Origin of the sequence: Bradyrhizobium sp. (genome assembly GCF_035309285.1) — a bacterium.
GTDB lineage: Bacteria > Pseudomonadota > Alphaproteobacteria > Rhizobiales > Xanthobacteraceae > Bradyrhizobium.
Genome location: NZ_DATGFH010000050.1, coordinates 1 through 10,051, shown reverse-complemented (window position 1 = coordinate 10,051; position 10,051 = coordinate 1). Strand labels below are relative to the sequence as shown.

The 10,051-nt window shown below is 64.9% G+C and carries 12 protein-coding genes; 6 read left to right on the top strand and 6 right to left on the bottom strand.

Going from position 1 to position 10,051, the window contains the following annotated elements; genetic code table 11:
• Positions 1 to 227 precede the first annotated feature (227 nt).
• From VKR55_RS10740 to VKR55_RS10730, 3 genes are all read right to left on the bottom strand, one after another.
• Complete coding sequence (locus VKR55_RS10740; RefSeq protein ID WP_324402671.1) at positions 228 to 446, bottom strand: hypothetical protein; 219 nt, start codon at positions 444 to 446, stop codon at positions 228 to 230.
• Between the two features lie 104 nt (positions 447 to 550).
• Positions 551 to 787, bottom strand: coding sequence for a hypothetical protein (locus tag VKR55_RS10735; RefSeq protein WP_324402669.1), 237 nt, complete (start codon positions 785 to 787; stop codon positions 551 to 553).
• Positions 788 to 852: 65 nt separating this feature from the next.
• Positions 853 to 1,770 (bottom strand): LysR substrate-binding domain-containing protein, encoded by a 918-nt coding sequence (locus VKR55_RS10730; protein WP_324402667.1) that lies wholly within the window; start codon positions 1,768 to 1,770, stop codon positions 853 to 855.
• Between the two features lie 92 nt (positions 1,771 to 1,862).
• Between VKR55_RS10730 and VKR55_RS10725 the strand changes: the two genes are divergently transcribed.
• From VKR55_RS10725 to VKR55_RS10710, 4 genes are all read left to right on the top strand, one after another.
• On the top strand, positions 1,863 to 2,627 hold the full coding sequence (locus VKR55_RS10725) for a sulfite exporter TauE/SafE family protein (RefSeq protein ID WP_324402665.1): 765 nt from the start codon (positions 1,863 to 1,865) through the stop codon (positions 2,625 to 2,627).
• Between the two features lie 12 nt (positions 2,628 to 2,639).
• Complete coding sequence (locus VKR55_RS10720) at positions 2,640 to 2,876, top strand: hypothetical protein (RefSeq protein ID WP_324402663.1); 237 nt, start codon at positions 2,640 to 2,642, stop codon at positions 2,874 to 2,876.
• 127 nt (positions 2,877 to 3,003) lie between these two features.
• Entirely contained in the window at positions 3,004 to 3,711 is a 708-nt protein-coding gene (locus tag VKR55_RS10715) for a glutathione binding-like protein (protein ID WP_324402661.1), read from the top strand.
• Between the two features lie 145 nt (positions 3,712 to 3,856).
• The gene (locus tag VKR55_RS10710) at positions 3,857 to 4,552 is read left to right on the top strand and encodes a glutathione S-transferase family protein (protein WP_324402659.1); all 696 of its coding nucleotides are present in this window, start codon (positions 3,857 to 3,859) and stop codon (positions 4,550 to 4,552) included.
• 36 nt (positions 4,553 to 4,588) lie between these two features.
• Here the strand turns inward: VKR55_RS10710 and VKR55_RS10705 are convergent, their stop codons facing one another.
• Positions 4,589 to 4,792, bottom strand: coding sequence for a hypothetical protein (locus tag VKR55_RS10705; RefSeq protein WP_324402657.1), 204 nt, complete (start codon positions 4,790 to 4,792; stop codon positions 4,589 to 4,591).
• Positions 4,793 to 4,923: 131 nt separating this feature from the next.
• Here VKR55_RS10705 and VKR55_RS10700 point away from each other — a divergent pair, with 131 nt between their 5' ends.
• Positions 4,924 to 6,501 carry a DUF1800 domain-containing protein gene (locus VKR55_RS10700; protein ID WP_324402655.1) on the top strand — a complete coding sequence of 526 codons (1,578 nt, stop codon included), beginning with the start codon at positions 4,924 to 4,926 and terminating at the stop codon, positions 6,499 to 6,501.
• Between the two features lie 2 nt (positions 6,502 to 6,503).
• Complete coding sequence (locus VKR55_RS10695) at positions 6,504 to 7,724, top strand: DUF1501 domain-containing protein (RefSeq protein WP_324402653.1); 1,221 nt, start codon at positions 6,504 to 6,506, stop codon at positions 7,722 to 7,724.
• A gap of 322 nt (positions 7,725 to 8,046) precedes the next feature.
• Here the strand turns inward: VKR55_RS10695 and VKR55_RS10690 are convergent, their stop codons facing one another.
• Both VKR55_RS10690 and VKR55_RS10685 read right to left on the bottom strand, forming a co-directional pair.
• Positions 8,047 to 8,985: an aldo/keto reductase gene (locus VKR55_RS10690; RefSeq protein WP_324402650.1), complete on the bottom strand. Its 939-nt coding sequence runs from the start codon at positions 8,983 to 8,985 to the stop codon at positions 8,047 to 8,049.
• Between the two features lie 348 nt (positions 8,986 to 9,333).
• Positions 9,334 to 9,795, bottom strand: coding sequence for a GNAT family N-acetyltransferase (locus tag VKR55_RS10685; RefSeq protein ID WP_324402648.1), 462 nt, complete (start codon positions 9,793 to 9,795; stop codon positions 9,334 to 9,336).
• Positions 9,796 to 10,051 lie beyond the last annotated feature (256 nt).

The following is a 10,051-nucleotide window of genomic DNA, read 5'->3' as shown; positions in this document are numbered from 1 at the left end:
CTGGTCGCTCAAAACCTCATGCAGCGACGGCGGATCGATCGCCTCCTCGATCCGCCTCCGCCAATCATCAAAGATCAGCGACAGATGAGCCTCAGCCTATGCCAAAGCTAAACCGGACAGCCGTGGGCTTGACCCGGGCATCCATCAACTCAAGAAGACTCTTGGCTAGTGATGGATGGCCGGGTCAAGCCCGGCCATGACGAACTCGAAGACCACCGTTCGCTTCTTCACGCCGCCGGGGCGTTGTCGTGTTCCGAGGCCGGGTGGCGCGGGTTGACGATGTCGAGATGGATGCCGCCGCACCGCGTGCAGCGCATGGTCCAGTATTCCGATCCGGCGCGGCCGGGGATGACGCGCATCACCGCGAGGCTGCCGCGGCATTCCGGACAATCGGTGCGGAGATTGGGCGAGAACGACGAGAGCAGGCGGGGGTCGAATGGGGACATGGCGATACTCCTCAATCAGCGCATGATCCGGAAAAGTGTGAAGCGGTTTTCCGAAAAGATCATGCGCAAACAAAAGCTAAAGCGCGAAGATGATTCATCGCGCTTTAGGCTGCGGCAACTTTCTGTGGCGTGTCCCATCGGTGCTTGAAGCGGTCGATGTGATGCCTGGCGTCGGCGATCGCGGCGTCCGGATCGCTCCAGGCAAATCCCACTTCGAGCGCGGGAAAGGCGTAGCCGTTGATGACGAGGGGGCTGCTGTCGGTGCGGCGGATGCGGGCATGCCACAGCCCGCGGCCGGCCTCGAAGGACTCGATGTCGTATTCCTGGTAGCGACAGATCATGCACGGTCCCCTGCTCGGCCTGCAAGCAGCGGACCATGAATCGCCGGCGGGCTATGTGATGTCGTTCACATCGTTGCCGTTTTTTTGCGACGCGCCGGTTGTGGGCCCGTGCGAGGCTGGGCGGCGGCGCGCATGATCCAGCGTCGGAACGCGGCGAAGTCGCGCTGCTCGGCCTGGAAGCCGCGATAGAGCAGGTACCAGCGCATGCCCTTCGGCACCGAGAGCGCAAACGGCGCGACCAGGCGGCCTGCTGCCAGATCGTCGTCGATATAGGGGCGGATGCCCATGGCAACGCCGAGCCCGTCGCCGGCGGCCTGCAGCGCCTGGCCGTAATACTGAAACTCCGGACCGCGCGCGGTGATGCGGCTGGTGCCGGCGGCCTTCAGCCAGGACGGCCAGTCGTCCGGCGAATGCGCGACGCGGATGAGACTCGGCCCTTTCAGATCGCCCGGCCGCTTCAACGTGACGGCGAGTTTCGGCGCGCACACCGGCATCAGGTCGGCGGCGAACAGCGGCTCGGCGATGAGCCCCGGCCAGGCGCCGTCGCCGAGCGTGACGCCGCAGCTCCAGTCGTCGCCGAAGGGCGCGGCCACGCCGCCGGTGGTGATGCGCACGTCGATCTCGGGCTGCTCTTTACGGAAATCCGCGAGCCGCGGAATCAGCCAGCGCATCGCAAAGGTGGGACCTACGCCGATGGTGAGCACGCGCAGGCTCGCCGGCGCAGTCACCTGCGCCGTGAGACTTGCGAGCGCATCGAAGATCGGCGTCAGCCCGCTCTGATAGGCGCGCCCCGCCGCGGTCAGCGCCAGCCGGTTGGCCTTGCGCTCGAACAGCGCGACGCCGAGCCGCTCTTCGAGCAGATGCACCATCCGGCTGATCGCCGCCGCCGAGACGTTGAGCTCGGCACCGGCCGCGGCAAAGCTGCCGCTGCGGGCCGCGGCCTCGAAGGCCTTGATGCCGTTGAGAAAGAGCAGGCGTCGCACAATACCCTCAAGAAAGCTGATGCTGAGGGCAAGATATCTCCGTTTGCGAAGAACGTACAGGCCGGGCAGAAATGTCGTGCACGGAGATTCCCATGACACCGCTGATGATTGCCGCCCTTGCCGCCTTGATGGTCGCGACTGCGTTCCTGTCGGGCCTGTTCGGCATGGCCGGCGGGATGATCCTGATCGGCGTGCTCTTGATGCTGATGCCGCTGCCGACCGCGATGGTGCTGCACGCGATCACCCAGATGGCCTCCAACGGCTGGCGCGCCTTCCTGTGGCGCGCGCATATCAGGTGGCGGCCGGTGTTCGTCTATCTGCTCGCCTGCGCGATCGTGCTGTCGATCTGGTCGCTGATCCGCTACGTGCCCGACAAGCCGGTCGCGCTGCTCCTGCTCGGGATCACGCCGTTCATGGCGCGCTTGTTGCCGAAGGACTTCAAGCCTAATCCCGAAAGCGTCTGGCAGGGCGTCATCTATGGCTCGATCTGCATGGCGCTGATGCTGACGACCGGCGTGATCGGTCCTCTGCTCGACACCTATTTTCTCGGCAGCGGCCAGATGGATCGCCGCGGCGTCATCGCCACCAAGGCGACCTGCCAGGTCTTCAGCCATTTCACCAAGCTGATCTATTTCGGCGGCATCGTCAGCCAGGCCGCAACGCTCAATCCGTGGCTCGCGCTGATTGGGATCGCATGTTCCATGCTCGGCACCACGGCCTCGCGCCGCGTGCTGGAGGCGATGAGCGACCAACAGTTCCGCCGCTGGGCCAACCGGCTGATCACGACGGTCGCGAGCTACTACATCCTCTATGCCGGCTGGCTGTGGATCGCGAAGAGCGCTGTTGCATCCTTCTGAGGGAGGGAGATGATGACTGAGGCCGCCGATCCCCTGGTGCTCGATTTCGTCGAATGGATCGCGCGCGAGCCGCGGGCCTATTCCGAGGTGATCGGCACCTGGAAGACCTCATGCCCCAGGCTGACGATCTGGGAGGACGCCGCCGATCGCGGGCTGGTCGCGCGCGAAACAATCGCGGGCTTCGGCCTCGTCATCTCCGTGACCGAGGCGGGCGAAAAACTCCTGCGCGCGCATGGCCGCGTGAGCTGAGGCCCGATCACATTTCAACGCTTTCCTGCGCTTGCCATTGACTTGGGGCAGCGTCGTGCCAACATTCATGCAATCGCATCTTTCTATCGCGATGCATGTCAATTCAAGCACAAGAGGGACGCCCCATATGATCGACCTTCATTATTGGACCACGCCGAACGGCCACAAGATCACGATGTTCCTCGAGGAGACCGGGCTGCCCTACAAGATCATCCCGGTCCAGATCGGCAAGGGCGAGCAGTTCAAGCCGGAGTTCTTGGCGATTTCGCCGAACAACCGGATTCCCGCGATGGTCGACCACGAGCCGAAGGGCGGCGGCAAGCCGATCTCGATCTTCGAGTCGGGCGCGATGCTGCTTTATCTCGCCGAGAAGACCGGCAAGTTCATCCCCTCCGATCTCTACGGCCGCTACGACGTGATCCAGTGGACGTTCTGGCAGATGGGCGGCTTAGGTCCGATGGCGGGGCAGAACCATCACTTCCGCAACTATGCGCAGGAGAAGCTGCCATACGCCATCGACCGCTATGTCAACGAGACCAATCGTCTCTATGGCGTGCTCAACAAGCGCCTCGCCGATCGCGCGTTCGTCGCCGGCGACTATTCGATCGCCGACATGGCGAGCTATCCCTGGGTCGCGGGTCACAAGAACCAGGGCCAGGACATCGAGCAGTTTCCGCATCTGAAGCGCTGGCTCGACACCATCAAGGCAAGGCCCGCGACCGAGCGCGCCTATGCCAAGGCCAAAGAGGTCAATCCGAATTTCGGTCAGCCCGCCATCCGCACCGAGGAGGAGCGCAAGATCCTGTTCGGGCAGACGGCGGCCGTGGTGCGGTAACGCGCGCAACGGTTGCACCACGTCATTGCGAGCGAAGAGGCGTAGGGTGGGCAAAGGCGCACTTGCGCCGTGCCCACCGATGTTTGGGGAAGCGCGATGGTGGGCACGCTTCGCTTTGCCCACCCTACAATTCTGGTCGGCCTTCATGTCGCTCCAACTCTACGAACTCGTCGGCACCGATGCCTCGCGTCCCTTCAGCCCGTATTGCTGGCGGACGCGGATGGCGCTGGCGCACAAGGGACTCGATCACGGCTCGATACCCTGGCGCTTCACCGAGAAGGGCGCAATCGCGCCGCATGGCTCGGAGAAAGTGCCGGTGCTGCTCCATGGCGACAAGCCGGTCGTCGATTCCTGGGTGATCGCGAACTATCTTGAGGATCATTTTCCCGACCGGCCGTCGCTGTTCGGCGGCGAGGGCGGGCGTGCTACGGGGCGGCTGATCAATGCCTGGGGCGATATCGCCGTGATCGGCGGCATGTTTCCGCTGATCGTCGCCGACATCCCCGCGCATCTTGGCCCCGTCGATGAAAAGTATTTCCGCGCCTCGCGCGAAGCGCGGCTTGGCCGGAAGCTGGAGGATGCCTCCGCCGAGCGCGACAAGTCCGTGGTGGCGTTCCGGAGGTCGCTCGAGCCGATGCGCCAGACGTTGAAGACGCAAGCCTATCTCGGTGGCGATGCGCCGAACTATGCCGACTACATCGTGTTCGGCGGTTTCCAGTGGGCGCGCGTGGTGAGCCCCTTCCGTCTGCTGGAAGAGAGCGATCCGATCTACGCCTGGCGCGAGAAGCTGCTCGATGCCTTCGGTGGGCTCGCGCGAGAATCGCCGGGCTTTCCGGTCTGAATCTCACGTGCTGCTGCGATGAAGTCGCGGCCGAAATCAGCGCGGCGCAGGTGAGGCTTGTTCCGCCGCCTTGCGCAGGCATTCGCGGCAGAGGCAATCCTCGCCTTCGACCGGCATCGGTAGCCGCACCGTCTCGTCCTTGCACCAGCAGGCGCCGAGCGGATTGCACGCGAACGCGGCGCCGCACCGGGAGCATGTAAGGTTCCGGTAACCACCAGAGCTTTCTGTCCAATTTGTCATGTAAGCATAAGGGCCCTGGCTCTGTTTTTAATGTCGGGTTCATCCTGGACGGCGGTATAATTTCGCACAACCAAAGCGCAACGGGAAATCCGCAAGATAAACGTCGAGGGGCGGCTCAAGGGAAATTCCTCATGGCCCGCGATTCCAGAAATGCGCTGGTGGCGCTCAACCGGTTCGGATTTGGCGCGCGCGGCGGCGCTTCCGGTGATTTCGCCAACGCGGCTTCTGATCCTCGCGGTTTCGTGAAGGCCGACCTCGCGCGACCCGCGGCGGTGCTGTTGGACGTGCCGGGGCTGCAAGCGACACCGGACCTCGCCACGGCCGTATTCGAATTTCAGTTCGAGAAGCAACAGGCGCGCACTGCCGCCGCCAAGGCGGCTCCGCCCGCAACCGAAGGACCGCCGCAGCCGCCGAGCGATGCCAAGCCGCCGCAGCAGCGCGGCCTGTCGCTTGCGGACGTCGCGCAAGGCATCTCGCCAAAGAAGCAGGCGGTCCAGCCGGGCGCCAACAACGGCGCCAATGCGACGACGGCGCCGGAAGCCATGCAGCCCGATATGGCTTCAAAGGCGCCTGCGCCCAAGCCCGCGCCGCAGCTCAACGTCATCCAGAAGACGTTCCGCGCCGAGGCGCTGGCGCGGCTACAACGCGCCAGCCAGGTCGAGTGCGGCTTTGCCGAGCGCCTCGTCGTGTTCTGGTCCAATCATTTCTGCATCTCCGCCAACAAGGGCGGGCTCGCGCGGATGTGGGCCGGCTCGTTCGAGCGCGAGGCGATCCGCCCGCATGTGCTCGGCCGTTTCTCCGACATGCTGATGGCGGTCGAGCAGCACCCGGCGATGCTGTTCTTCCTCGACAATCAGCAATCGCTGGGACCGGGCTCGCGCGCCGGCATCAACCGCCATCGCGGCCTGAACGAAAATCTCGCACGCGAGATCATGGAGCTGCATACGCTCGGCGTGAACGGCGGCTACACCCAGGACGACGTCACTTCGTTCGCGCGCGTCATCACGGGGTGGACCTTTGTGGGTCGGAAGGGTTTTCTCGGCACGCCCGGCACGTTCGTATTCAACGCCAACGCGCACGAGCCCGGCGCGCAGCGCGTGCTCGGCAAGATCTATGGGCCCAACGGCGTTGCACAGGGTGAGGCGGTGCTTGCGGATATTGCGCGCCATCCATCGACCGCGAGATTCATCGCCACCAAGTTCGCGCGCCACTTCGTGGCCGACGATCCGCCGCCGGCACTGGTGGCGCACCTCGGCGACGTGTTCACCAGGAGCGACGGCGATCTGCGCCAGCTTTCCAACGCGCTGATCGATTCCGACGAGGCCTGGACCGCGCCACTGACGAAGCTGCGCTCGCCTTACGAATATCTGGTCGCGACCGGCCGCATCCTCGCGCGCGTGCCCGATGAACCCGGGCGCTATCTCGGCGGCCTCAATCTGCTCGGCCAGCCCCTGTGGTCGCCCTCGGGCCCGAACGGCTTCCCCGACACCAATGCCGCGTGGGCCGCGCCGGAGGGCATGAAGCTCCGCCTCGATATCGCGGCGCAGGTATCGGCGCGGCTACCCGACAGTCTCGATCCGCGCGATCTGCTCGAGCTTGCCGCGGCGGACGCGGCCTCCGAAGAGACGCGCCGTACCATCGCGCGGGCGGAATCGCGGCAGCAGGCGCTGGCGCTGCTCTTGATGTCGCCGGAATTCCAGAGGAGGTGACGATGGATTGCTGTAAAGGCTACGCACGGCTCGTGACGTCGCGGCGTGCGCTTCTGTTCGGCGGCGCCTCCTTTGCCGCCTGGGCCTATTTGCCGAAATTCGCCCGCGCCGCCGACGGCCGCGATCCCAGGCTGATCGCCGTGATCCTGCGCGGCGCGCTCGACGGGCTCGCCACCGTCGCGCCGATCGGCGATCCCGACTATGCCGGTCTTCATGGTGCGATCGCGCTGTCCTCGAGCGGACCGCATCCGGCCGTGATGCTTGATTCCTTCTTCGGCCTGCATCCGTCGATGCGCGAATTCGCGCGGATGTATCAGAACAAGCAGGCCGCGGTGATCCATGCGGTGTCGACGCCCTACCGCGACCGCTCGCATTTCGACGGCCAGGACGTGCTGGAAAGCGGCTATGCGGGGCCCGGCCGGGTGCAGTCCGGCTGGCTCAATCGCGCGCTGCAGGCACTGCCGCGCGGCGAGCGTGTCACGAGCGCGCTTGCGGTCGGACCAACCACGCCTCTCGTGCTGCGCGGCCCGGCGCCGACGGTCGGCTGGGAGCCGGTGGCGCTGCCGAATGCCGATGACGACACCGCGATGCGGCTCCTCGCATTGTATAGCCACCAGGATCCCGCGCTTGCCACCGCGCTGACGCAGGGGCTGCAGCTCGAGAAGGCTGCGACCGGTGACGACATGAAGCCGAAGCCGGGTGGCCCGATCATGGCGATGCGCCAGGTGGCGCGCGGCGCGGCGAAACTCATGGTCGCCGACAACGGGCCGCGCATCGCAGCGCTCGCCTTCGACGGCTGGGATACGCACGCCAATGAAGGCGGGCCGGTCGGCCGCCTCGCGCTGCTCCTGTCCGGCCTCGATGGCGCGTTTGCCGAATTCGAAAGCGGCCTCGGCGATCACTGGCGCGACACCGCGATCGTGGTCGCCACCGAATTCGGTCGTACCGCACGCATCAACGGCACCGAAGGCACCGATCACGGCACCGGCACCATCGCGCTGCTCGCCGGCGGCGCGATCAAGGGCGGCCGCGTGATCTCCGATTGGCCCTCGCTGAAGCAGGTGAGCCTCTATCAAGGCCGCGACCTCGCGCCGACCACCGACCTGCGCGCCGTCATCAAGGGCGTGATGGCGGATCATCTGGGCTTGAGCGAGCGTGTGCTGGCGGAGATGGTGTTTCCGGACAGTGCCGCGGCAAGGCCAATGAAGGGGTTGATTGCGTGACTGTCGCTGCTGTCAGCGACCAACACCATTGTCGTCCCGGCCAAGCGAGCATGGCGAGCGCAGAGCCGGGCCCCATAGCCACAGGCGCAGTTTTTTGGAATCCAGCCGCCTCGTCATTGCGAGCCAACGGGTCGCGCGAACGCGCGCCCGATGACAGGCTCCGCGAAGCAATCCAGAGCTTCATGCGTAACTCTGGATTGCTTCCGCCTTCGCGCTTCGAGCTACGGCGGACACGTCGTCGCTTCGCTCCTCGCAATGACGGAGGTCTGCGTGATCGACCTGTGGTCGTGGGTCCCGGCTTTCGCCGGGACGACATCGGAGATTACCGCGTAATCCCATCGATCTCCGCCATCTCCTCCGCGGTCAGATTCCACGCGATCGCTTTCACGTTCTGCTCGACCTGTTCGACGCGAGTGGCGCCGGCGATGACGCTGGCGACCTGCGGGCGGGCGGCGAGCCAGGAGAAGGCGAGCTCCAGCATCGAGTGGCCGCGCGCTTGCGCGAAGGCCTGCAGCTTCTCGACGATCTCCTCGTTGCGCGGCGTGACGTAGCGGTCGCGCAGCCGCGCCACCTTGCCGAAGCGCGTGTCGCCGGGGGCGGCTTCGCCGCGCTTGTACTTGCCGGTGAGAAGCCCGCTTGCGAGCGGAAAGAACGGCAACAGGCCGAGCTTGTATTCCTGCGCGGCCGGCAGCAAATCCTTCTCGATGTCGCGCACGACGAGGCTGTATTCGTCCTGGCACGAAATGAAGCGGCCGACATTGATCGCGCGTGCGACATATTCGGCTTCGGCCACGCGCCACGCCGGGAAATTCGAATTGCCGATGTAGCGGACCTTGCCCTGGCGCACGAGATCGTCGAGCGCGCGCAGCGTTTCCTCGATCGGCGTCAAGGGATCGTAGTCGTGCTGCTGATAGAGATCGATGTAGTCGGTCTTCAGCCGCTTCAGGCTCGCGTCCACCGCATTGACGATGTAGCGGCGCGAGGCGCCCTGCTTGGTGCCGTCGGTCGCCATCGGTTTGGAATATTTGGTGGCGAGCACGATGTCCTTGCGGCGATCGCCGAGCACCTGGCCGAGCACGGTCTCGGAGCCGCCCATGTCCGAATAGATATCGGCGGTATCGAACAGCGTGATGCCGAGATCGAGCGCCTTGTGTATCACCTTGCGCGAGCCTTCGAGGTCGACGCGTGAGCCGAAATTGTTGCAGCCCATGCCCACGGCGGAAACGCGTAGGCCCGAGCCGCCGAGATTGCGAATTTGCATGAACGAGCGTCCTGTCAGCGGAATTTGAGGGCGGAAGGGCACATTGTGACGCGCCGACAAGCGGGCGGCAAGGCAGGCGCCACCCGCGCTACCGCATGCCCGACCGGCGCGGGCCGCGATGCGGCGGTGAGTGCGGAAGCAAACCCTCAAAAAAGTGCGGCCCCGGTCAGACGCGGCGACTGACGGGGACCGCTGGGGCGCTTGATCTGTGACGGGGGGCCTGATCAGACGCAGGTGCAGCGTAGGCGGGCTTTGTTACGCGCCAGTGACAGCCATATTTATCCACAGGCTGGGAAAACGCGGGTCTTTGCAGGCCCAGCGCGGCCGCTCGCGCCTCTCCGCCAAACATCAAACCAGCTTGCGGTAGATAATAAAGCCCTGGTGCTCCGCGACCTTGTCGTAGAGCGTCCTCGCAGTGCGATTGGTCTGATGCGTCTGCCAATAGACGCGCGGCGAGCCCTTCAGCCGCGCCTGCTCGTAGACGCCTTCGATCAGGGCGCGTCCGACGCCCTTGCCGCGCGCGGCTTCCGCGGTGAAGAGATCCTGCAGATAGCACACCGGCTCGATCAGCGTCGTGCTGCGATGGAAGAGATAGTGCGTGAGCCCCAGGAGCTCGCCATCGCTCTCGGCGACCAGGCCATGCACGGGCTCGTAGCCGTCGAAGAAGCGCGCCCACGTCATCTCGGTGATCTCGCGCGGCAGTGCGGTCGGGCCCTTGCGGTCGTAGAAGGCGTTGTAGCCGTCCCAGAGCGGAAGCCATTTGTCGAAATCGCTTCGCCTCACGAAGCGGACCGTCAACTTATCAGACATCTTATATCTTTCGTGAGCGTTGGTCCCTGGTTTAGGGACTCCACGCACAGGGATCAACGTCATTTAGGGCTTGACGTCGCGTTCTTTCCTACGCCGCACGCTCTATCTCGTCATGGCCGGGTCAAGCCCACGGCTGTCCGGTTTAATTTTGGTGGACATGGCGCATGGCGTGGATTCTTCTGCGGTCTTGAGCATCGCCAAATGTTCGAGACACACAAGGAAGATCTCGCCATGCGCCACCACAATACAGTAATTC

Bases quoted from the DNA above. Each gene is read 5' to 3' on its own strand.
- VKR55_RS10715 (WP_324402661.1), top strand. From the start codon at position 3,004: ATGATCGACCTTCATTATTGGACCACGCCGAACGGCCACAAGATCACG.
- VKR55_RS10740 (WP_324402671.1), bottom strand. From the start codon at position 446: ATGTCCCCATTCGACCCCCGCCTGCTCTCGTCGTTCTCGCCCAATCTC.
- VKR55_RS10695 (WP_324402653.1), top strand. From the start codon at position 6,504: ATGGATTGCTGTAAAGGCTACGCACGGCTCGTGACGTCGCGGCGTGCG.
- VKR55_RS10720 (WP_324402663.1), top strand. From the start codon at position 2,640: ATGACTGAGGCCGCCGATCCCCTGGTGCTCGATTTCGTCGAATGGATC.
- VKR55_RS10735 (WP_324402669.1), bottom strand. From the start codon at position 787: ATGATCTGTCGCTACCAGGAATACGACATCGAGTCCTTCGAGGCCGGC.
- VKR55_RS10685 (WP_324402648.1), bottom strand. From the start codon at position 9,795: ATGTCTGATAAGTTGACGGTCCGCTTCGTGAGGCGAAGCGATTTCGAC.
- VKR55_RS10700 (WP_324402655.1), top strand. From the start codon at position 4,924: ATGGCCCGCGATTCCAGAAATGCGCTGGTGGCGCTCAACCGGTTCGGA.
- VKR55_RS10690 (WP_324402650.1), bottom strand. From the start codon at position 8,985: ATGCAAATTCGCAATCTCGGCGGCTCGGGCCTACGCGTTTCCGCCGTG.
- VKR55_RS10725 (WP_324402665.1), top strand. From the start codon at position 1,863: ATGACACCGCTGATGATTGCCGCCCTTGCCGCCTTGATGGTCGCGACT.
- VKR55_RS10710 (WP_324402659.1), top strand. From the start codon at position 3,857: ATGTCGCTCCAACTCTACGAACTCGTCGGCACCGATGCCTCGCGTCCC.
- VKR55_RS10705 (WP_324402657.1), bottom strand. From the start codon at position 4,792: ATGACAAATTGGACAGAAAGCTCTGGTGGTTACCGGAACCTTACATGC.